The 21,342-nt window shown below is 71.4% G+C and carries 21 protein-coding genes; 10 read left to right on the top strand and 11 right to left on the bottom strand.

Annotated features, from left to right (window positions below; translation table 11 throughout):
- Nucleotides 1-5 precede the first annotated feature (5 nt).
- From AB0B02_RS07355 to AB0B02_RS07345, 3 genes are all read right to left on the bottom strand, one after another.
- Entirely contained in the window at nt 6-962 is a 957-nt protein-coding gene (locus AB0B02_RS07355; protein ID WP_107158965.1) for an ABC transporter permease, read from the bottom strand.
- Complete coding sequence (locus AB0B02_RS07350; RefSeq protein WP_281937951.1) at nt 955-1,893, bottom strand: ABC transporter permease; 939 nt, start codon at nt 1,891-1,893, stop codon at nt 955-957. The genes AB0B02_RS07355 and AB0B02_RS07350 overlap by 8 nt, the downstream gene beginning before the upstream one ends.
- Before the next feature lie 90 nt (nt 1,894-1,983).
- Nucleotides 1,984-3,582: an ABC transporter substrate-binding protein gene (locus tag AB0B02_RS07345; RefSeq protein ID WP_357297819.1), complete on the bottom strand. Its 1,599-nt coding sequence runs from the start codon at nt 3,580-3,582 to the stop codon at nt 1,984-1,986.
- A gap of 246 nt (nt 3,583-3,828) precedes the next feature.
- On the opposite strand from AB0B02_RS07345, the gene AB0B02_RS07340 reads away from it, so the two are divergent.
- Both AB0B02_RS07340 and mdh read left to right on the top strand, forming a co-directional pair.
- Nucleotides 3,829-4,692: a bifunctional methylenetetrahydrofolate dehydrogenase/methenyltetrahydrofolate cyclohydrolase gene (locus AB0B02_RS07340; protein WP_281937948.1), complete on the top strand. Its 864-nt coding sequence runs from the start codon at nt 3,829-3,831 to the stop codon at nt 4,690-4,692.
- A gap of 99 nt (nt 4,693-4,791) precedes the next feature.
- Nucleotides 4,792-5,742: a malate dehydrogenase gene (gene mdh / locus AB0B02_RS07335; RefSeq protein WP_107158973.1), complete on the top strand. Its 951-nt coding sequence runs from the start codon at nt 4,792-4,794 to the stop codon at nt 5,740-5,742.
- 68 nt (nt 5,743-5,810) lie between these two features.
- On the opposite strand, the gene AB0B02_RS07330 is transcribed toward mdh, so the two are convergent.
- Nucleotides 5,811-6,602, bottom strand: a complete 792-nt coding sequence (locus tag AB0B02_RS07330) for an MBL fold metallo-hydrolase (RefSeq protein ID WP_281937945.1) — start codon at nt 6,600-6,602, stop codon at nt 5,811-5,813.
- A gap of 100 nt (nt 6,603-6,702) precedes the next feature.
- Here AB0B02_RS07330 and AB0B02_RS07325 point away from each other — a divergent pair, with 100 nt between their 5' ends.
- Nucleotides 6,703-7,920, top strand: a complete 1,218-nt coding sequence (locus tag AB0B02_RS07325) for an NADP-dependent isocitrate dehydrogenase (protein WP_107158977.1) — start codon at nt 6,703-6,705, stop codon at nt 7,918-7,920.
- A gap of 282 nt (nt 7,921-8,202) precedes the next feature.
- On the opposite strand, the gene galT is transcribed toward AB0B02_RS07325, so the two are convergent.
- The 4 genes from galT to AB0B02_RS07305 form a co-directional block, all read right to left on the bottom strand.
- A complete protein-coding gene (galT, locus tag AB0B02_RS07320; protein WP_281937942.1) occupies nt 8,203-9,276 on the bottom strand; it encodes a galactose-1-phosphate uridylyltransferase in 1,074 nt (357 codons plus the stop codon).
- Entirely contained in the window at nt 9,273-10,061 is a 789-nt protein-coding gene (locus AB0B02_RS07315) for a DeoR/GlpR family DNA-binding transcription regulator (RefSeq protein WP_281937940.1), read from the bottom strand. Before AB0B02_RS07315 ends, galT begins: the two co-directional genes overlap by 4 nt.
- A 142-nt stretch (nt 10,062-10,203) precedes the next feature.
- A complete protein-coding gene (gene cysC / locus AB0B02_RS07310; RefSeq protein ID WP_281937939.1) occupies nt 10,204-11,733 on the bottom strand; it encodes an adenylyl-sulfate kinase in 1,530 nt (509 codons plus the stop codon).
- A gap of 113 nt (nt 11,734-11,846) precedes the next feature.
- Nucleotides 11,847-12,428 carry a DM13 domain-containing protein gene (locus tag AB0B02_RS07305; RefSeq protein ID WP_357297806.1) on the bottom strand — a complete coding sequence of 194 codons (582 nt, stop codon included), beginning with the start codon at nt 12,426-12,428 and terminating at the stop codon, nt 11,847-11,849.
- Between the two features lie 143 nt (nt 12,429-12,571).
- On the opposite strand from AB0B02_RS07305, the gene AB0B02_RS07300 reads away from it, so the two are divergent.
- The 4 genes from AB0B02_RS07300 to AB0B02_RS07285 are packed head-to-tail and all read left to right on the top strand — an operon-like array spanning nt 12,572 to nt 16,026.
- Entirely contained in the window at nt 12,572-13,486 is a 915-nt protein-coding gene (locus AB0B02_RS07300; RefSeq protein WP_281937937.1) for an ABC transporter ATP-binding protein, read from the top strand.
- Complete coding sequence (locus AB0B02_RS07295; RefSeq protein WP_281937936.1) at nt 13,479-14,360, top strand: ABC transporter permease; 882 nt, start codon at nt 13,479-13,481, stop codon at nt 14,358-14,360. Before AB0B02_RS07300 ends, AB0B02_RS07295 begins: the two co-directional genes overlap by 8 nt.
- The gene (locus AB0B02_RS07290; RefSeq protein WP_107158991.1) at nt 14,357-15,316 is read left to right on the top strand and encodes an ABC transporter ATP-binding protein; all 960 of its coding nucleotides are present in this window, start codon (nt 14,357-14,359) and stop codon (nt 15,314-15,316) included. The genes AB0B02_RS07295 and AB0B02_RS07290 overlap by 4 nt, the downstream gene beginning before the upstream one ends.
- Nucleotides 15,316-16,026, top strand: coding sequence for an ABC transporter permease subunit (locus AB0B02_RS07285; RefSeq protein WP_357297797.1), 711 nt, complete (start codon nt 15,316-15,318; stop codon nt 16,024-16,026). Before AB0B02_RS07290 ends, AB0B02_RS07285 begins: the two co-directional genes overlap by 1 nt.
- Before the next feature lie 94 nt (nt 16,027-16,120).
- Here the strand turns inward: AB0B02_RS07285 and valS are convergent, their stop codons facing one another.
- Genes valS through AB0B02_RS07270 form a run of 3 tightly spaced genes read right to left on the bottom strand, consistent with a single transcriptional unit; the run spans nt 16,121 to nt 19,264 of the window.
- Nucleotides 16,121-18,685: a valine--tRNA ligase gene (valS, locus tag AB0B02_RS07280; protein ID WP_357297794.1), complete on the bottom strand. Its 2,565-nt coding sequence runs from the start codon at nt 18,683-18,685 to the stop codon at nt 16,121-16,123.
- The gene (locus tag AB0B02_RS07275; RefSeq protein WP_357297791.1) at nt 18,678-18,974 is read right to left on the bottom strand and encodes a hypothetical protein; all 297 of its coding nucleotides are present in this window, start codon (nt 18,972-18,974) and stop codon (nt 18,678-18,680) included. The genes valS and AB0B02_RS07275 overlap by 8 nt, the downstream gene beginning before the upstream one ends.
- Nucleotides 18,971-19,264, bottom strand: a complete 294-nt coding sequence (locus AB0B02_RS07270) for a hypothetical protein (protein WP_357297788.1) — start codon at nt 19,262-19,264, stop codon at nt 18,971-18,973. Before AB0B02_RS07270 ends, AB0B02_RS07275 begins: the two co-directional genes overlap by 4 nt.
- A 194-nt stretch (nt 19,265-19,458) precedes the next feature.
- Here AB0B02_RS07270 and AB0B02_RS07265 point away from each other — a divergent pair, with 194 nt between their 5' ends.
- The 3 genes from AB0B02_RS07265 to AB0B02_RS07255 all read left to right on the top strand — a co-directional run bounded on the left by AB0B02_RS07265 (nt 19,459) and on the right by AB0B02_RS07255 (nt 21,313).
- Nucleotides 19,459-20,226 (top strand): DUF5753 domain-containing protein, encoded by a 768-nt coding sequence (locus tag AB0B02_RS07265; protein WP_357297785.1) that lies wholly within the window; start codon nt 19,459-19,461, stop codon nt 20,224-20,226.
- A complete protein-coding gene (locus tag AB0B02_RS07260) occupies nt 20,223-20,417 on the top strand; it encodes a DUF397 domain-containing protein (protein WP_357297779.1) in 195 nt (64 codons plus the stop codon). The genes AB0B02_RS07265 and AB0B02_RS07260 overlap by 4 nt, the downstream gene beginning before the upstream one ends.
- 221 nt (nt 20,418-20,638) lie before the next feature.
- Complete coding sequence (locus AB0B02_RS07255) at nt 20,639-21,313, top strand: HAD family hydrolase (RefSeq protein ID WP_357297776.1); 675 nt, start codon at nt 20,639-20,641, stop codon at nt 21,311-21,313.
- Nucleotides 21,314-21,342 lie beyond the last annotated feature (29 nt).

Below are 21,342 nucleotides of genomic sequence, written 5' to 3'. Positions count from 1 at the left end.
GGAACTCACCGCAGCTTCGGGTCGAAGGCGTCGCGGACCGCGTCGCCGAGCATGATGAACGCGAGCACGGTCAACGCGAGGAAGACCGACGGCACGATCAGCGGCGTGGCCGACTCGCGCATGTGCACCCGGCCGGCGTCGATGTCGATGCCCCAGGAGATGGTCGGCGCCTTCAGCCCGATGCCGAGGAAGCTCAGCGTCGCCTCGGCCGCGATGAACGACCCGAGCGCGATGGTGAGCACCACGATGGCCGGCGCGAGCGCGTTCGGCAGGATGTGCCGCCACATGATCCGGCCGTCGCCGGCGCCGAGCATCCGGGCCGCGGCCACGTAGTCCTGCTCGCGGGCGGTGATCACCGAGGAGCGCACCACGCGGGCCGCGGTGGTCCAGCCGAGCAGCGCCAGCACCAGGATGACCGCGAACAGGCGTACCGTCTCGCCGCTGGTGCTCACGCGCTTGAGCAGCACGATCGCGGCCAGCAGCAGCGGGATGCCGAGCACGATGTCGATCACCCGGGAGAGCACCGCGTCGACCCACCCGCCGAAGAAGCCGGCGAGCATGCCGACGACCAGCGCGATCACCCCGGTGATCACCGCGGAGAACGCGCCCACCAGCAGCGAGGCCCGGGCGCCGTAGACCGCTCGGGCGAACGTGTCGCAGCCCTGGAAGTCGTACCCGAAGATGGCCCCGCCGGACGGTCCGGCGTGCTGCCGGGAGAGCACGCAGTCGCGCGGGTCGTTGGCGGTGAACAGCCCGGGGGCGACGGCCATCGCGGCGACCAGCAGGACCAGCAGCAGGCTGAGCCAGAACACCGGGTTGCGGCGCAGGTCCCGCCAGGCGTCGCCGGCCAGGCTGCGGGACCTGCCGGGCCGGCCGGCCCGGTCCGGGGTGCCGGGCTCGCCGGAGACGCCGCGCCGCGCCGACTGGTCCTCCGTCGCCGCCACCGTCTCGAAGTCACTCATATCTGATCCTCGGGTCGAGTACGGCGTAGAGCACGTCCACCACCAGGTTGGACAGTAGGTAGACCACGACGAGGACGCTGACGATGCCCACCACCAGCGGGCCGTCCTCGGTGCGGATGCCGCGGAACAGGTTGAAGCCGACGCCGGGAATGTTGAACACGCCCTCGGTGATGATCGCGCCGCTCATCAGGTTGCCCAGCTCGACGCCGAGGAACGTGACCACCGGGATGAGCGAGTTGCGCAGCACGTGCACGCCGACGATCCGGCGACGCACCAGGCCCTTCGACCGGGCGGTGCGCACGTAGTCGGCGCGCAGGTTCTCGGTCACCGAGGTGCGGGTCAGCCGCAGCGCGGTGGCCAGCGACAGCGAGCCGAGCACGATGCCGGGCAGCAGCAGCGCCCGGAACGAGGGCTGGGCGCCGGCGGTGGGCGGGAAGATCGGCCAGCGTACGCCGAGGAAGTACTGCGCCAGCGGGGCCAGCACGATGGTGGGGATGCCGAGCACCAGCAGCGTGAGCACCAGCGTGGCGTGGTCGAAGACGCCGGAGCGGCGGATGGCCGCGATGACGCCGGCGGTGACCCCGAAGATTACGGTCACGGCCAGCGCGATCAGCGCCAGTTTCACGGTGACCGGCCAGGCTGCGGCCAGGATGTCGCCGATCTGCCGGCCGGTGAGCGACTGGCCGAGGTCACCGCGGAGCAGGCCGCCGAGATAGTTCAGGTAGCGGTAGAAGAAGCCGCCGACCCCGGTCGCGTCCAGGTGGTACTTCTCGGTCAGGTAGGCGCGTTGGGCGGCGGTGACCGGCCGTTCCCCGGCGAGCGCCTGGATCGGGTCGCCCTGGCCGGCGAACATCAACGCGTAGACGATCAGCGTGGTCCCGAAGAACGCGAGGACCATCTGGAGCAGTCGCCGCAGGATGAACCGGAACATGCCTGCGAGTCTGCCGAAGATGGGGCAAATGCGGGCCAATGCCAAGGCCGGGCCACCCGGTGGGGGTGGCCCGGCCTTGTCGGGGGTGGGTCAGGCGCGTTCGATCTTCAGCAGGTCCACCCGGTCGAAGAGGTCCACGTGGACGTTCTTGACCTTGGTGGAGTGGCCGAAGTTGTTCTGCCCGTACCGCAGCGGGATCACCGGCAGGTCCTGCGCGAGCAGGTCCTCCGCCGCCTGGTACTTCTTGACCGCCTCGTCCGCGCTCGCCGCGCGGGCACCCTCGGCGAGCAGCTTGTCGAACTCCGGGTTCGAGTAGCCGTAGTAGTTCGACGAGCCGTTGGTGCTGTACAGCGGGCCCAGGTAGTTCTCCATGGACGGGTAGTCCATCACCCAGCCCATCCGGAACAGGCCCACCGACTGCTTCTGCTTGAGCTTGGTCAGCAGGTCGGCGAACTTCGGCTCGGCGTTGCCCACGCACTCCACGCCCAGGTTGGCCTTGAGCTGGTTGCAGGTGGCGTCGATCCAGTCCTTGTGGCCGCCGTCGCCGTTGTAGGACAGCTCGATCTTCTTCGGGCCGCCCGCGGCCTCGTACATCGCCTTGGCCTTGGCCGGGTCGAACGCGCCGGCGGTGCCGATGGTGTTCTCCCGGTAGCCGGCGACCACCGGCGAGACGAACGAGCGGGCCGGCTGCTGCGAGTCCTTGAAGATCGACTTGGTGATCTCGTCCCGGTCGATCGCCATCGAGATGGCCTTGCGCACCTCGGGCTTGCTGAACTCCTTCTGGAACGTCGGGAACGCCAGCACCTGGAGCGACGAGGCCGGGCTCTGCTGGAACCGGTCGCCGAGGTCGGTGGCGGCGGTCGACAGGTTCTCGGTCGGGATCGTCTTGATCACGTCGAGGTTGTCCGACAGCACGTCCGCGTACGCGGCGGTCGGCTGCTGGTAGATCCGGAACTCGACGCCGCCGACCTTGGGCTGCTGGCCCGGGAACGCGTCGTAGCGCTCCACCTCGACCTTGGCGTCGTGCTGCCAGGAGCCCTTCATCTTGAACGGGCCCTGACCGATCGGCGCCTGCTCGTACCCCTCGGCCAGCACGCCCGGCGCGGAGAACGCCGCCTTGGGCAGCGGGTAGAACGCGGTGTAGCCGAGCATGGTCCTGAAGTCCACGTACGGCTCGGTGAGCGTCACGGTGAACGTCAGGTCGTCGACCTTCGACAGGCCGCTGAGCGTCTCCGCCTTCGGCTTCTCGCCCTGGAGGTCCTGGTAGCCGGCGATCTTCTCGAAGAAGTAGCTGGAGTTCTGGCCGTTCGGCGCGTACGCGCCGTAGTTCCAGGCGTCGAGGTAGTTGTCGGCGGTGACCTTCTCGCCGTTGTGGAACGTGTAGCCGGGCTTCAGCTTGATCGTCCAGACCTTGTTGTCCGACGACGTCACCGACTCGGCCGCCACCTCGTGCGGCTTGTTCGCCTCGTCGTAGTCGACGAGCGGGCTGAACAGTGCCGACAGCACCTGCGAGCCACTCGTCTCGTTGGTGTTGGTCGGCACCAGGTGCTGCGGCTCGGCGATCTCGATCCGCACGGCCGCGTCGGGGTCGCTTGCGCCGCCGCTCCCGCCGCCGGAGCCGCAGGCCGTCAGGCCCAGGGTCACCGCGAGCGGCAGAGCGGCCCAGGCCGCGAGCCTACGAACACGCATGGAGTCTCCTCATCTCCTCACGCTGCGCGGTCGGCCCGACGCTGGGTGACGCTGCGCAACGAGTCGTAACGGTAGGTCGCGCTGCGGCGGATCAACAACGGATGCGTTGCGAGCTGGTAACGGAACGTGCCGTCGAGTCCCGTTTCGTGGCCCGGACGACCACTCTCAGTGACGGAAACCACGTTGCGGAGCGTGATCGGTGCCCGTCGTCGTCCGGCTCGCCGGGGAACGTGAGACGATCACGACGTGACGGCGACGATCCTGGACGGCAAGGCCACCGCGGCGGAGATCAAGGACGAGCTGCGAGCGCGGGTGAAGGCGCTCGCCGAGCGCGGCATCACCCCCGGGCTCGGCACGGTCCTGGTCGGGGAGGACCCCGGCTCCCAGGCGTACGTCAACGGCAAGCACCGCGACTGCGCCGAGGTCGGCATCGCCTCGCTGCGCGTCACGCTCCCGGCCGACGCCACCCAGGAACAGCTCGACGCGGCACTGGCCGAGCTGAACGCGGACCCGGCCTGTCACGGCTACATCGTCCAGCTCCCGCTCCCGGCCCACCTGGACACCCAGCGGGCGCTGGAGTCGATCGACCCGGACAAGGACGCCGACGGCCTGCACCCGGTCAACCTGGGCCGACTCGTGCTCGGCTACGACGCCCCGCTGCCCTGCACCCCGCGCGGCATCGTCGAGCTGCTGCGCCGGCACGACGTGCCGCTGCGCGGCGCGAACGTCGCGGTGGTCGGTCGGGGCAACACGGTCGGCCGCCCGCTCGGCCTGCTGCTCACCCGGCGCAGCGAGAACGCCACCGTCACGCTCTGCCACACCGGCACCCTGGACCTCGCCGGCCACACCCGCGCCGCCGACATCGTCATCGTCGCCGCCGGCGTGCCGGGGCTGCTCACCGCCGACATGATCACCCCCGGCGCGACGGTGGTGGACGTCGGCATCACCCGGGTGATCGGCGACGACGGCAAGGGGCGCTACACCGGCGACATCGACCCCGAGGTGGCCGAGGTGGCCGGCAAGATGGTGCCGATGCCCGGCGGCGTCGGCCCGATGACCCGGGCGATGCTGCTCACCAACGTGGTCGAACGCGCCGAGCGGGACCGCTGACCACCCAGACAGGTCATAACCGTCCGCCCCTCGCCCGATCGGTGCCAGGATGGCTGATACGGTCCGGAAAACCGACTGGTATCAGGGAGTGGGACGACCATGGGTAAGAAGGTCACTGTCGTCGGGGCCGGCTTCTACGGCTCCACCACCGCACAGCGCCTGGCCGAGTACGACATCTTCGAGACCGTCGTGATCACCGACATCGTGGAGGGCAAGCCGGCGGGCCTCGCCCTCGACCTCAACCAGTCGCGGCCGGTCGAGGGCTTCGAGACCAAGCTCGTCGGCGTCACCACCGGCCCGAACGGCGAGGGCTACGAGGCCATCGAGGGCTCGGACGTCGTCGTCATCACCGCCGGCCTGGCCCGCAAGCCGGGCATGAGCCGGATGGACCTGCTGGAGACGAACGCCAAGATCGTCCGGCAGGTCTCCGAGAACGTCGCCAAGTACGCCCCGAACGCCGTCGTCATCGTGGTGTCGAACCCGCTCGACGAGATGACCGCGCTGGCCCAGATCGCCACCCAGTTCCCCAAGAACCGGGTGCTCGGCCAGGCCGGCATGCTCGACACCGCCCGGTTCACCAACTTCGTCGCCGAGGCGCTGAGCGTGCCGGTGAAGTCGGTCCGGACCCTGACGCTCGGCTCGCACGGCGACACCATGGTCCCGGTGCCGTCGAAGAGCACCGTGAACGGCAAGCCGCTGCGCGACGTCATGCCGGCCGAGCAGATCGAGGAACTGGTCGTCAAGACCCGCAACGGCGGCGCCGAGGTGGTCGCGCTGCTCAAGACCGGATCGGCCTACTACGCGCCGTCCGCCGCCGCGGCCCGGATGGCGAAGGCCGTGGCCGAGGACTCCGGCGACGTGATGCCGGTCTGCGCCTGGGTCGACGGCGAGTACGGCATCTCCGGCGTCTACCTGGGCGTCGAGGCCGAGATCGGCGCCGAGGGCGTCAAGCGGGTCGTGGAGACCGAGCTGGACGCCGACGAGCTGGCCGCGCTGAAGGAGGCCGCCGAGGCCGTCCGTGCCAAGCAGGGCGACGTCGCCTCCATGTGACCTGAGCACCACCCGCCGCGAGGGGCGGCCGGCTTCCGCCGGCCGCCCCTCGCGCGTCCCACCCCCGGTCAGCCCACGCGAGGGTGGGGGGTGAAGGGGGCGCCCAGGTGGGGGGTGGCCAGGAGCAGCGGGGAGAGGTTCGACAGGACGCGCTCGCGGGTCCGGCCGGCCCCGGCCCGGTCCTCCTCGTGGACGTAGCACAGTGCCGGGTCGATCAACTGGATCGCGTGCACCAGCAGGTCGCCGGTGACCAGGAGGCGGTCGTCGCCGGACTCCACCAGCACGGACTGGTGCCCGGGGGTGTGGCCGGGCGTGCTCAGCACGCGTACCCCCGGGGTGAGGTCGGTGTCGCCGTCGAGCACCCGCAGCCGGCCGTCGGCGCGCAACGGCCCGAGCAGCCGGGCCGGCAGTTCCGGGTGGAACAGCTCCAGCGCGTCCAGCTCGGCGCGCTGCACCAGGTGGTCCGCGTTCGGGAAGAGCGGCCCGGCCCAGCCCACGTGGTCGCTGTGCAGGTGGGTGAGGACGACCGTGCGGACGTCCGCCGGGTCGATGCCGGCGTCGGCCAGCTCGGCCGGCAGCCGGCCGGGCACCGGCGCCCAGCTCGCCGCCGGCGCGTCCGCCGGGCCGATGCCGGCGTCGACCAGGGTGACCGGCCCGTCACCGGTACGCAGCGCGAACGCGCGGAACGGCAGCCACCAGCCGCCGTCCGGCCCGACCGCGTCCGGGTCCCGCCGGTCCGCCTCGCGCCAGTTCGCTTCGGTGGCGTCGGGGAACGCCTCCTCGCGCGGCATGAAGAAGGGGCCCGCTCCGTCGAGCAGCGAGGTGATCGTGATGGACCCGAGCGTGTGCGTCAGCGGCATGCGGGAAGGATGTCACCGCGAGGCCGGCTGGGTCACCTCCGACGGTTTCCAGTACGCTCGTACTGCTTGAGCACGTGTCCCCCGAGAGGAGCGCCGGCCGATGGCGAAGATCAAGGTAAACAACCCGGTCGTGGAGATCGACGGCGACGAGATGACCCGGATCATCTGGAAGCAGATCCGGGAGCAGCTGATCCTGCCGTACCTCGACGTCGACCTGCACTACTACGACCTGTCGATCCAGTACCGCGACGAGACCGACGACCAGGTCACCGTCGACGCCGCCAACGCCATCAAGGAGCACGGCGTCGGCGTCAAGTGCGCCACCATCACCCCGGACGAGGCCCGGGTGGAGGAGTTCGGCCTGAAGAAGATGTGGCGGTCGCCGAACGGCACCATCCGCAACATCCTCGGCGGCGTGGTGTTCCGCGAGCCGATCATCATGTCGAACGTGCCGCGGCTCGTCCCGGGCTGGACCAAGCCGATCATCATCGGCCGGCACGCGCACGGCGACCAGTACAAGGCCACCGACTTCGTCGTCCCCGGCCCCGGCAAGGTCACCATCACGTACGCCCCGGCCGACGGCGGCGCGCCGATGGAGATGGAGGTCGCCAACTTCCCCGGCGGCGGCATCGCCATGGGCATGTACAACTTCGACGAGTCGATCCGGGACTTCGCCCGCGCCTCGTTCCGGTACGGCCTGGACCGCAACTACCCGGTCTACATGTCGACCAAGAACACCATCCTCAAGGCGTACGACGGCCGGTTCAAGGACATCTTCGCCGAGGTGTTCGAGGCCGAGTTCAAGGCCGAGTTCGACGCCGCCGGTCTGACCTACGAGCACCGGCTGATCGACGACATGGTCGCCGCCGCGCTCAAGTGGGAGGGCGGGTACGTCTGGGCCTGCAAGAACTACGACGGTGACGTGCAGTCCGACACCGTGGCGCAGGGCTTCGGCTCGCTCGGCCTGATGACCTCGGTGCTGCTCTCCCCGGACGGCCGTACCGTCGAGGCCGAGGCCGCCCACGGCACGGTCACCCGGCACTACCGGCAGTACCAGAAGGGCGAGAAGACCTCGACCAACCCGATCGCCTCGATCTACGCCTGGACCCGGGGCCTGGCCCACCGGGGCAAGCTGGACGGCACCCCGGCGGTCACCGAGTTCGCCAACACGCTGGAGCAGGTCATCGTGGAGACCGTCGAGGGCGGCCAGATGACCAAGGACCTCGCGCTGCTCATCTCGCGGGACGCCCCGTGGCTGACCACCGACGAGTTCATGAACGCGCTCGACGAGAACCTGGCCCGCAAGCTCGCGGCCTGAGCCCTCTCGCCGATCACGACGGAGCCCGCCGGTACGCACCGGCGGGCTCCGTCATGTCCGTGCGTCGTCGTTGCCGTGCGGTGCGCACGCGGTGGGGGCGTCACCCGGGCCCGGCCGGACTCGTTGCACCGGGTGGACGCGATGCCAGTCCCGTCCACCCGTCCCTTCCCAGCGGGGGCCCGGTCACCGGGCCCCCGCGCCCTGTTCCGGGGCGCGGACGCCCGGAGGGTGCCAACAGGGGAGCCGACCTCTACCGGAGGCGTTAAGAAGGGGCCCCGCCTTTCACGCGGCGCGCAGGAGTTCGGCGGCCCGCTCGGGGGCGATGTCGTTGATGAAGACGCCCATGCCGGACTCCGAACCGGCCAGGTACTTCAGCTTGTCCTTCGCCCGGCGGACGGTGAACAGCTGTAGGTGCAGATGCCCCAGCTCCCGGTCGACGCGCACCGGCGCCTGGTGCCACGCCGCGATGTACGGCATCGGCAGGTCGAACAGCCCGTCGAAGCGGCGCAGCAGGTCCAGATAGAGCGGGCCGAAGGCGTCCCGCTCGGCGTCGTCGAGCGCCGGGATGTCCGGCACCGGCCGGTGCGGGGCCACGTGCACCTCGAACGGCCAGCGGGCCGCCGCCGGCACGTACGCGGTCCAGTGCTCGTTGCTGGTCACCACCCGGTCGCCGGCGGCGCGCTCGGCGGCCAGCACGTCGGCGTAGAGGTTGCCGCCGGTGCGCTCGGCGTGCCGGCGGGCGGCGGCCAGCATGCTCCGGGTCCGCGGCGTGACGAACGGGTACGCGTAGATCTGGCCGTGCGGGTGGTGCAGCGTCACCCCGATCTCCACGCCCCGGTTCTCGAACGGGAACACCTGCTCGACGCCGGGCAGCGCGCTCAGCGCGGTGGTGCGGTCGGCGAGCGCGTCCAGCACGGTCCGCACCCGGCCGGGGGAGAGGCGGGCGAACGAGGCGTTGTGGTCGTCGGTGAAGCAGACCACCTCGCACCGGCCGAGCCCGGGGCGCACCGGCGTGAACGGCGTGATCTCGGCCGGCTCCTCGGCCACCCGCTGGCTCAGCGACGGGAACCGGTTCTCGAAGACCACCACGTCGTAGTCCGGCGCCGGGATCTCGCTGTGCCGGTCGCCGCGCGACGGGCACAGCGGGCACTGGTCGGCCGGGGGTAGGAACGTGCGGGTCTGCCGGTGCACCGCCACCGCCACCCACTCGTCGGTCAGCGGGTCGTACCGCAGTTGCGAGGCGGGCGGCGGCGGGGGCAGGTCCCGCCGGTCCGGCTGGTCCCGCACCGCGTCGTCCCGCTCGTCGAAGTAGATCAGCTCCCGGCCGTCGGCCAGCTCGATCTGCGTACGCTTCACTCCGCTCCCTCCGTCGCGGGCACGGTCACCAGCTCACCCACCCGGTCCTCGAGTACCCCTCGCGCGTCGGGTGTCAACCGGTCGTCGGTGACCAGCACGTCCGCCGCGTCGAGGCCGACGATCGACGAGATGCCGACCGTGCCCCACTTGGTGTGGTCGGCGAGCACCACCAGCCCGTCGGCGGCGGCCACCAGCGCGCGGTTCGTGTCCGCCTCCATCAGGTTGGGCGTGGTGAACCCGGCCCGCTCGCTGATCCCGTGCACACCGAGGAAGAGCAGGTCCAGGTGGAGCGCGGCGATCGCGGCCACGGCCAGCGGGCCGACCAACGCGTCCGACGGGGTGCGGACCCCGCCGGTGAGCACCACGGTCTGGTCCGGCCGGCCACCGACGTGCAGGATCTCGGCCACCGGCAGTGAGTTGGTGACCACCGTCAGGCCGGGCACGTCCACCAGCCGGCGGGCCAGCGCGGCGGTGGTGGTGCCGGCGGAGAGCGCGATCGCGGCGCCGGGGCGGACCAGCCGCGCGGCGTGGTCGGCGATGGCCGCCTTCTCCGCGGCCTGGCGGACCGACTTGGCCCGGAAGCCGGGCTCGTCGGTCGAGCCGGACCCGGCCAGCGTCGCCCCGCCGTGCACCTTGGCGAGCAGACCCTGGTCGTGCAGCGTTTCCAGGTCCCGCCGGATGGTCATGTCCGACACGCCGAACTCGGCGGCCAGCTCGGTGACCCGGACGCCGCCGGCGGCGCGGACCCGCTCCAGGATGGCGGTCTGCCGCTGTCGCGCGAGCATCGCCGGTCACCTCCCGAGCTTCCCCACCGCGAACGCGGTCGAACGTGTTCCAACAAAGACGAACACTACCGGTCGGCGGGGGCGCACGCGACACCGCCGCCGTCCCGGGACGGAACGGCGGCGGTCGGCGGATCCGTGCCGGTCAGGCCGGCTGCATGCGTGGCTCCACCCAGCCGGTCTCGGTGAGGTGCTCCAGCACCCGCTGGACCGCCTCCTCGACGGTCAGGTCCGAGGTGTCCACCACCAGATCGGCGTCGGTGGGCTCCTCGTACGGGTCGTCGATGCCGGTCATGCCGGTGAGCAGGCCGGCCCGGGCCCGGGCGTAGAGACCCTTGCGGTCGCGCTGCTCACAGACCGCCAGCGGCGTCGCCACGTGCACCAGCAGGAAACCCGCGCCGGCCGCCTGGGCCATCTCCCGGGCGGTCGACCGGGCCGCCGCGTACGGCGCGATCGGGCAGCAGATGCCGACCCCCCGGTGCCGGGCGATCTCGGCGGCCACCCAGCCGATCCGGCGCACGTTCAGGTCCCGGTCGGCCTTGCTGAAGCCCAGCCCGGCGGAGAGTTCCCGCCGCACCACGTCGCCGTCGAGCAGCGTGATCGTCCGATCACCCTGCTCCCGGAGCACGTCGGCGAGACTCCGGGCGATCGTCGACTTGCCCGAGCCGGAGAGGCCGGTCAGGAAGATCACCAGACCGCGGTGCCGCCGGGGTGGGCGGGCCCGGGCCAGCTCCCGCGCCACCGCGGGCGGGGTGTGCCACTCGGGCAGCGGGAAACCCCGGTCCAGCAGGTCGTCGATCTCGTGCTGGCCGAGCGCCAACCGGCGGTTGCGCGGTGGGATGTCCTCCCGCCAGCGCCACTGCCCGTCCCGGTTGTCGTACGCCAACTCGCGCGGCACCAGCACCCGCAGGCCGGCGCCGGAGAGCATGCCCTCGGTGGAGAGCAGATGGGTCACGCCGTACGCGGCGGCGACCCGCGCCCGCAGCAACGCGTCGCTGATCTCGTCGCTGCGCCGCGCCAGCGGCACCGCCACCAGCGTCGCCGGCGGCATCCGGTCGCGGGCCGCGAACACGCTGCGCACCAGCGCCTCGGCCGGCAGGCCACCGCTGGACTCCTCGCCCACCGGGATGAGCACCAGCAGGTGCGCGCCGAGCGTCCGGGCCGCGTGCGCGATCTGGGCCAGCTGCGGGCGGTGCAGCGCCCGGTCGGCGAAGACGCCGAGCACCCGGCCCGGCGGCAGCAGCCCGCGCACCTCGTCCGGGCCGCGTCGCAACCGCTGGAACGGCCCGTGGCCGCCGTCGCCGAGCCGGCGTACCGCGCCGCCCACGCCGACCGTGCCCTCGCGGGCCGGCCAGACGTCGCTCACGTCCATGGCCGCCACCGGGGCGCCCTCGCCGTCGGTGAGCACCAGCGCCCGACGCGCCGGGTCGGCCAGCTCCAGCCCGTCGGCGAGCGCCGCCGGCACCTGGAGCGTCACCGGCACCGGCCACGGGGTGCCGTCGGCGAGCCGGCCACGCCGGCCCAGCGAGGCCAGGTCCGCCCGGGTCATGAAACCGCTCAGCGGCGCGTACGCCCCGGTCAGCAACAACTCCAGATCGGCCAGCTCAGCGGGCCTTGGCGCGTACGACGGCGCATCCCGCAGCACATCCTCGGGCAGGATCCACCCGTTGCTCATCGAACCCCCAACTCGCCGGCCGGCACACAGTTTCGCAGCCCACCGGCGATCGGTCGAGAGCGCCACTCCACCTCCCGGCCACCCGGAGGTCGACCGGGTGTCGCCGGGCGGGTTCAGCCGGCGGTCGTCAGCGCCGCCGCGCCGAACGAGACGGCGAACCGCTCGCACCAGATGGAGACGCTGGTCAGCCCGGTGAGATCGGTTCCGGCGGGGATCTCGTACGCCTGGTCGCCCCGGTTTCCCTTGAGCGGACCGAGCGCCACGTGCCGCCCGTCGTCGAAGACACGCCACCCGGACGGCCCGGTCCGAACCGGCTGGTCGGTCAGCCAGACCTGAAGATCCGGACCGTTCGAGGTGTCCAGCCCGACCAGTTCCAGCCGGTACCGCCCGTCGGCGGTGCGGACGATCCGGGCGGCACCCCGGGTGTCGTGCTCGTGGCTGACGAACTCGCCGCCGCCGAGCAGCACCGGGCCGGCGGGCGTCGGCGACGGCGTGGCCGGACGCGACGGCACGGCCGACCCCGTGGACGGCACCGCGGAGGGCACTGCGGACGGCACCGCCACCAGTTCCTCGTGCACCTCCGTGTCGGTGACCAGCTTCCAGGGCTGGAACCAGTACAGCGCGGTCGCCGCCCCGACCACGAGGACGGCGACGGCGATCCAGGTCAGCGGCGCACGCAGCAGACGCATCGGCATGCGTCGAGTGTCCCGGTGCCGGGCGCGGCGGGCACCGGTCCGGCCGCTTACGGAAGCCTTACCGGCGGTGTCCGGGCCGAATCAGGGACAACCCCGAGCGTTTCCCGGTGCAAAGGCGGGCCCGCGCTTCCTAGGCTGGCAGCGTGACACTGCTCGCGACCGAGTCGCTGACCAAGACGTACGGAGGCCGGGTCACCGCGTTGGCCGACCTCACCGTGTCGGTCGAGCCGGGGATCATCGGGCTGGTCGGCGCCAACGGTGCCGGCAAGTCCACCCTGATCAAGATCCTGCTGGGTCTGCTCCCGCCGACCAGCGGCCGGGTGCAGGTGCTCGGCCTCGACCCCACCACCGATCCGGCGCAGGTCCGCGCCCGGGTCGGCTACATGCCCGAGCACGACGCCCTCCCGCCGGACCTCTCCGCCGCCGAGCTGGTCACCCACCTGGGCCGGATGAGCGGGCTGCCGCGCACGGTGGCCCGGGAACGCGCCTCCGAGGCGCTGCGGCACGTCGGCCTGCACGAGGAGCGGCACCGGGCGGTCGGTGGCTACTCCACCGGCATGAAGCAGCGGGTCAAGCTCGCCCAGGCCCTGGTGCACGACCCCGACCTGCTGCTGCTCGACGAGCCCACCAACGGCCTCGACCCGGCCGGCCGGGACGCCATGCTGGCGCTCATCCACCGGATCGGCACCGAGTTCGGCATCTCGGTGGTGGTCTGCTCCCACCTGCTCGGCGAGGTGGAGCGGATCTGCGACACGCTCGTCGCCATCGACGGCGGCCGGCTGCTGCGCGCCGACCGGGTCGCCGCCATGACCACCGCCACCGACGTGCTCGCCGTCGAGGTGAGCGAGGGCACGGAGGAACTGGCCGCCCGGCTCGCCGCGCTCGACCTGCCGGTGACCCGGGACGGGCGGCTGCTGCTCGTCCCGCTCGCCGACGACCACACCTACGACCTGATCCTCGGCGCGGTCGCCGAGCTGGACCTGCCGCTGCACCGGCTGGACCAGCGACGGCACCGGGTGGCCGAGCTCTTCGCCCCGAGGGAGCCCAGCCATGTCTGACGCGACAGGCGTCATCCACGACATCGGATACCAGCGCTACACCGGCCCTCGGCTGGGCCGGCGGCAGGTCTTCGGCGCGCTCTACGGGCACGGCGTGCGTACCGTCTTCGGGTTGGGGCGTAGCGCCAAGGCGAAGATCTTCCCCTGGCTGGTGGTGGCCGTGGTCACCGTGGTGGCCGCCGGCCTGACCGCGGTCCGCAGCCAGCTCGGCCAGGTGGTGCTGACGTACGCCCAGTTCGCCGACGCGATGAGCTGGCTGGTCATCTTCTTCGTCGCGGTGGCCGCGCCCGAGCTGGTCTCCCGCGACCTGCGCAGCGGCGTGCTCCCGCTCTACTTCTCCCGTCCGCTGCCCCGCGGCGACTACGCGCTGGCCAAACTGGCGGCCCTGATGACCGCGCTCTGGCTGCTGCTCGGCGGTCCGCAGCTGGTGATGTTCCTCGGCGCCGCGTTCACCACCTCACGGGGCATGCGCGGGGTGTGGGACGAGCTGCTCGACCTGCTGCCCGGCCTGCTCTACGCCGGGCTGTGGGCGGTGGTCTTCGCCTCGATCGGCCTGCTGGTCGCCTCGCTGACCGGCAAGCGCGCCTTCGCCGCCGGCGGCATCGTCGCGGTGTTCCTGATGACCACGCCGGTGGTCGGCGTGCTGTCCATCATGCCCTCCCGGACGGTAAACGAGCTGGCGTTCCTCGCCTCCCCGTCGTCGCTAGTCAGTGGCGTGGGCACCTGGGCGCTGGGCGACCTGCTGACCCAGGGACAGGAGGGGGGCATCCCGATCGGCGGCTTCGGGCCGGTCTACGCGGTGGTCGCCGTCCTGCTGGTCGCCGCCTGCGTCAGCCTGCTGCTCCTGCGATACCGGAAGGTGGCCGCCCGATGACGGCGCTGCACACGCAACCGGCGGCCGACGCGCCCGCCGCCACGACCAGCACCCTCGACCTGGCCGGCGTCTCCCGCTGGTACGGCAACGTGGTGGCGGTCAACGACGTCACCATGCGGCTCGGCCCCGGGGTGACCGGCCTGCTCGGCCCGAACGGCGCCGGGAAGACCACGCTGCTGCACATGATGGCCGGGTTCCTCGCCCCGTCCCGGGGCGCGGTGACGCTGGACGGGGAGCCGACCTGGCGTAACCCGGGCGTCTACCGGCGACTCGGCCTGGTCAGCGAGCGGGAGGCGGTGCACACGTTCCTCAGCGCGTACGAGTTCGTGCTGGCCAGCGCGAAGCTGCACCGGCTGCCGGACCCGGAGGCGGCGGCCCGGCGGGCGATCGAGCTGGTCGAGCTGGAGGGCGCGCAGGGCCGCCGGATCGGCACCTACTCCAAGGGCATGCGGCAGCGCACCCGGGTGGCCGCCGCGCTGGTGCACGACCCGCAGGTGCTGCTGCTCGACGAGCCGTTCAACGGGATGGACCCGCGACAGCGGCTGCACATGATGGCGCTGCTGCACCGGCTCGGCGACGCCGGCCGGACCATCCTGTTCAGCTCGCACATCCTGGAGGAGGTCGAGCAGGTCTCCGGCACGGTCCAGGTGATGGTGGCCGGTCGGCTGGCCGCCTCCGGCGACTACCGCACCATCCGCCGCCTGATGACCAACCGGCCGCACGTCTTCGCGGTGCGCTCCACCGACGACCGGGCGCTGGCGGTGGCGCTGATGGCCGAGTCCTCGGTCTCCGGTGTCGAGCTGGGCCGCACCGGCCTGACCGTCAAGGCCGGCGACTACGGCGCGTTCACCCGGGCCCTGCCCCGGATCGCCCTCCGCCACGGCATCCGGGTCCGGCAGCTCCTGCCGGAGGACGAGTCGCTGGAGAGCGTCTTCTCGTATCTGGTGGAGGCCTGATGTCGACCGTTACCTGGATCACCGCCCGCGGCCTGTTCGGCCGGAGCCGGTTCCTCATGCTGTTGCCGTTGCCGCTGGTCCTGATCGGCCTGGCGGTGCTCTGCCGGTCGCTCGGGGTGGACCCGGGCCAGTGGGGGCCGCCGGTGCTGGTCGGCCTCGGCCTGGCCGTGGTGCTGCCGGTGGTCGCGTTGATCGTCGGCACCGGCGTGCTCGGCGCCGAGATCGACGACGGCACCGTGGTGCACATCCTCACCAAGCCGCTGCCCCGCTGGCAGATCGTGCTGCCGAAGCTCGCGGTGGCGGCCGGCGTCAGCGCGGTCACGGTCGCCGTCCCGCTCTACGTGGCCGGCGTGCTGGCCGACTCGGTACGCCTCGGCCTGGCCCTGGTCGCCGCGTCGGTGGCCGGCGCGTTGGCCTACTCGGCGCTGTTCCTGGCGCTCAGCCTGGTGAGCCGGCGGCCGGTGCTGCTCGGCCTGGTCTACGTGCTGATCTGGGAAGGGCTGCTCGGCCGGTTCGTCGACGGCACCAAGGTGCTCTCGGTCCAGCAGTGGGTGATCGCGCTGGCCGACCGCATCGCGCCGACCGCGCTGCTCGGCACCACCGTCTCGGTGCCGGTGGCGGGCGTACTGATCGCCCTGGTGACGGTCGGCTTCACCGCGCTGGCCGTCGACCGCCTCCGCTCGTTCAGCGTCGCTGGCGAGACGAGCTAGAAGGAAGGGCCCCTTCTTAACACCCTTGGGTGAGAAGGGGCCCCTTCTCTACCGGAGGCGTTAAGAAGGGGCCCTTCCTTACCCGAGGGCGGGGTTAGAACGCGCAGGCGATGACCAGTTCGGGGGTGCGGTCGGGAAGCAGGTCGAGCTTGGCGATCCGCCCCGCCGCGCGCACGTCGTCGGCCACGGTGGTGAGCTGGTCGAGCAGGGCCGCCGGCCCGAGCGCCTCGGCCAGCGGCACGTCCGCCTTCATCGACAGCTTCCGCTCCGACTTGGCGCGGCGCACCTGCCCCAGCGCGTCGGCGGCCAGCCGCAGCAGCTCCGGGTCGCCGGGCGCGGCCAGCGCGCGGTCCACCTCGTACGTGGTCGGCCACGTCGCGCGGTGCACCGAGCCGTACCGCCACCAGGACCAGACCTCCTCGGTGACGAACGGCAGCACCGGCGCGAAGAGCCGCAACTGCACCGACAGCGCGGTGGCGAGCGCCGCCCGCGCCGAGTCGGCCGCCGGCCCCTCACCGTAGGCGCGTTCCTTCACCAACTCGATGTAGTCGTCGCAGAACCGCCAGAAGAACCCCTCGGTGGCCATCAGGGCGGCGGTGTGGTCGTACCCGTCGAGGGCCGACGTCGCGGCCCCGACCAGGCCGGACAGTTCGGCGAGCATGGCGGTGTCCAACGGCTCGCTCACCGGGGCCCGCAGCGCGTCGGCGGCGCCCAGTCCCAGCGCGAAGCGGGACGCGTTGAGCAGCTTGGTGGCCAGCCGGCGGCCCACCTTGACCTGGGCCGGGTCGAACGCGAGGTCCATGCCCGGCTTGCCGTTGGCGGCCCAGTAGCGGACCGCGTCGGAGCCGTGCTCGGCCAGCAACCCCATCGGGGTGACCACGTTCCCCTTGGACTTGGACATCTTCTTCCGGTCCGGGTCGAGGATCCAGCCGGAGAGCACCGTCGTGCGCCAGGGCAGCACACCGTGTTCCAGGTGCGAGCGGGCCACGGTGGCGAACAGCCAGGTGCGGATGATGTCGTGTCCCTGCGGGCGCAGGTCCATCGGGAAGACCCGGGCGAACAGGTCCGGATCGGTCTCCCACCCGCCGACGAGCTGCGGGGTCAGCGACGAGGTGGCCCAGGTGTCCAGCACGTCCGGATCGCCGGTGAAGCCACCGGGCCGACCGCGCTGCGACTCGTCGAAACCGGGCGGCGGCTCGCTTGTCGGATCGATCGGCAACGTCGCCTCGTCCGGTGTGAGAGGGTGGGTCCAGTCCGGCTCGCCAGTGTCGTCGAGCCGGTACCACACCGGCACCGGCACGCCGAAGAACCGCTGCCGGCTGACCAGCCAGTCACCGGTGAGACCGCCCACCCAGTGCTCGTAGCGGTGCCGCATGTGCTCCGGCACCCAGCGCAGCTCGCGCCCGCGGGCCAGCAGCTCGTCGCGCAGGTCGGCGTCCCGGCCGCCGTTGCGCAGGTACCACTGCCGGGTCGAGACGATCTCCAACGGCCGGTCGCCGCGCTCGTAGAACTTCACCGGGTGGGTGATCGGGCGCGGCTCGCCGACCAGGTCGCCGGCCTCGCCCAGCAGCTCCACCACCGCGCGCCGGGCGCCGTTGACGCTCTGCCCGGCCAGCGCCGCGTAGGGCCCCGCCGGCACGTCCGCCGGCGGCTCCGGCAGCAGCCGCCCGTCCCGGCCGATCACCACCCGGGTGTCCAGCCGCAGGTCGCGCCACCAGGTCACGTCCGTCAGGTCACCGAACGTGCAGACCATCGCGATGCCCGTGCCCTTGGCCGGGTCCGCCAGCGCGTGCGCGCGCACCGGCACCGCCACCCCGAAGACGGGGGTACGCACAGCGGTGCCGACGAGGTCGGCGTACCGCTCGTCGTCGGGGTGGCAGACCAGCGCCACGCAGGCCGGCAGCAGCTCCGGCCGGGTGGTGTCGATCAGCACCTCGCGTCCGTCCGGCCCGGTGAACCGCAGCCGGTGGTACGCGCCGGGCCGGACCCGGTCCTCCAGCTCCGCCTGCGCGACCGCGGTGCCGAACCCGACGTCCCAGAGCGTCGGCGCCTCGGCCTGGTACGCCTCACCACGGGCCAGGTTGCGCAGGAACGCGCGCTGGCTGGCCGCGCGGGCCGCCGGCCCGATCGTGGTGTACGTCAACGACCAGTCCACGGAGAGGCCGAGCCGCCGCCACAGCGCCTCGAACGCCTGCTCGTCGGTCACGGTCAACGTCTCGCACAGCTCGATGAAGTTGCGTCGGGAGATCGCCGTCGGGTTCTTCCGGGCGTCAGCGCTCACCGGCGTGGCCGGCGGTCGCCAGTCCCGGTCGTACGGCAGCGCCGGGTCGGGGCGCACGCCGTAGACGTTCTGCACCCGGCGCTCGGTGGGCAGCCCGTTGTCGTCCCAGCCCATCGGGTAGAAGACGGTCCGCCCGCGCATCCGCTGGAATCGGGCCACGACGTCGGTGTGCGTGTACGAGAAGACGTGCCCCATGTGCAGCTCGCCCGACACGGTCGGCGGCGGGGTGTCGATGGAGTACACGTCCGCGCGTTCCTTCGTGCGGTCGAACGCGTACGTGCCGTCGGACTGCCAGCGGTGGGCCCAGGTCTCCTCGAGGCCGTCCAGGCTCGGACGCTCGGGAGGCCCGCCGCGCCCCGTCCTCGTCGTGTCACTCATCCGCCCATGGTAGGCGGGCGCGTCGGGGCCGCTCCACGGCTTCGCGGGTCCAGCCGACGAACCGAGCGAACAGTGCCTGCGGTGACGGTGCCTCGCCCGGATTCAGACGGTGCAGGTCGGTCGCCGCTTCGTAGAGCTGCCCACACAGGTAGACCGACATGCCCACCCGATCACCTGCGTACTCGGTGATCAGGGCCAGGCGGGCGACCGCGCATGGCCATGGTTGGGCGCAGCGCTTGCAGAGCCAAATCGGGCGTAGCGGTAGGTGCGGGCGACCGGCGTTACTCATGCCGGCACCGAAGCCGTTACACGGGACCGGCGACGGTTGACCGGCGCTGCCGGTGTGGGGGCAGTGAGCCAGCGCAGTCCGGCCGGCTGCACGAACAACTCACGCTTGGCGACTGCGTCGCCCCTGGCGTCCAGTTCGTAAGCCTCGATCCAGGTCCAGCCGTCGTAGGAGTGCCGGTCCGTGATCTCTCGGATGACGCGGACGATGATCGGGCGGACGAATTGAACGCTCGCGGAGCGGGTCAGGTGCAGGACATCTCCGCCCTTGATCGACGCAGTGGTCTTCGGCACGTTTTCCCCCTCTGCGGCTGGGACGGGGCCGCTCATGGTTGCTCGCCCACGAGCGGCCCCGGCAGCGCTCCCGCCGGGCATCGGGCCTCCACCGGGCAGTGCCGCACACCACCACCTTCCTCAGAGCTACGGGATCAGTACACAGCGTTAAGGTATGGTGCCGAGATATCCGGGACGTCCACAGGGGAGACGGGATGAACCACGTACTCCAAGCGGCGATGGTTGAGGCTGGCGAGACGGCCGAGAGCCTTGCAGATCAGACCGGTGTAGATCCGAAGACAGCAGCGCGTTGGGTCTCCCCGGGACGGGTGCCGCAACCACGGCGGCGCGCAATGGTGGCCGCGCTCCTTGGCCGGGACGTCGGGGACCTATGGCCCGATGTCCTGAAACGACGTGAGCCGCAGTGGCTACGCGAGTGGGTCGACTGGGAACGGGAGGCCGTAGCACTCCGCTGGTTTGAGCACTGTTGGATACCTGGCCTGCTCCAGACCGAGGCGTATGCACGGGCGACGCTTGCCGGTGAGGCGCTTACCCCGGTGGAGGTGGACGATTTGGTTGCCTCACGCATTGAGCGGCAAGCAGTCCTGCGTCGTGAGCGCCCGCCTCTGTTCGTCGCCGTCATCTTCGAAGCCGTGCTCTACCAGTCGGCGTATGGCGACCGTGAGTTGATGCGGGAGCAGGTCGAATACCTTGCCCGCTGCGCGGCCCTCCCGCCGGTGCAGGTGCATATCGTGCCGGCGGGCGTTGGCATGTATCCAGGGCTTGGCGGAGGCTTCATCCTCGCCGAACTGCCCAGCGGTGAGCACGTCGCCCATGTTGACAGTCAGGGGCCAGCGCAGATCGTCAATGAGGCTGCGCCCGTTGCTACGCTCAGCCGTAGGTGGGAGCGCATCAGAGGTGAGGCCCTCTCCCGCAACCAGTCCCTAGACCTGATCAGAGAAGCGGCAGGATCATGGACATGACCGGTGCGCAGTGGCGCAAGAGCACGAAGAGCGGCAACAACGGTGGTTCGTGTGTCGAGGTCGCGGACAACCTCCCGGGCGTGGTCCTGGTCCGGGACACCAAGGACCGTGACGGCGGCACGCTGACCTTCGGGCCGGCCTCCTGGCAGAGCTTCGTCAAACTGGCCAAGCAGATCGGCCCCGTGGGCTGACCCGACATGACCCAGAGCCCCGGCTGCCCGAAGTGATCGCGGTGCAGGTGCCCAGCCTGGCTGGTGCACTCCTGGCGGCCAAGATGGCCGCCACCCGCACGTGATTATCGGCGGCACGCTGATCGACCATATGATTACGAACCGTCACCGAGGGCTTTTGCGCGGAGTAGCTCACTGCGTCGCGGTCCACAGAACTCGTCGTGTTGATCTAGGGTGATGCGATGACCGCCAAGTCCGTGACGACAGTGCTGTTCGACTTCGCCTGGACTCTGTTCGCCAGGGACTCGGAGCGCTGGGCGGGCAACGCGGCGGCATCGATCGACCGGACATTGGCTGCCGGCGAGGCGCACCGTATTGCTGGCGACTTCGCGGAACTGTTGCGGAAGACGGCCACGGATCCGGCACACATCGCCCGAGATCTGGATCCGCGAGTCTGGGATAGGGCGATCCTCGCCGTGCTCGAACAGATTCCTGGGGTGGACCAGGCGCTTGCATCGGTCTTGCACGAAACACACGCCGAAGCGATCGAGCCGTACGCCGACACCGTCGCCACCCTGTCCGCACTGCGTGATAGCGGTGTTCGCATCGGCGTCGTCAGCAACGTCGGCTGGGATATCCGAAAATACTTCGCGCGGCACGGACTCGACGGCTATGTCGATGCGTTCGTACTGTCCTATGAGGTCGGCTTCGTCAAGCCGGACCCTCGGATCTGGGGTGCCGCCCTCGAAGCCCTCCATGCCGCACCGGGCCAGACCCTGATGGTCGGTGATCATCCAGCCAGCGACGGCGGCTCGGTTTCCGCGGGCATACCAGCGCTGATCCTGCCAATGGTGGATTCGCCCGCGCAGAAACGCGGCTTCGAATACGTGCTCAGGCTTGCCCAAGTTGCGTCTTGACAGGTCAGTCGCCAGAATATCCAAGACCG

Origin of the sequence: Micromonospora sp. NPDC049240, from assembly GCF_040647835.1 — a bacterium.
Lineage (GTDB): Bacteria > Actinomycetota > Actinomycetes > Mycobacteriales > Micromonosporaceae > Micromonospora.
Note: the sequence above shows the minus strand (reverse complement) of the source record. Positions and strands in the feature narration are given on the sequence as shown.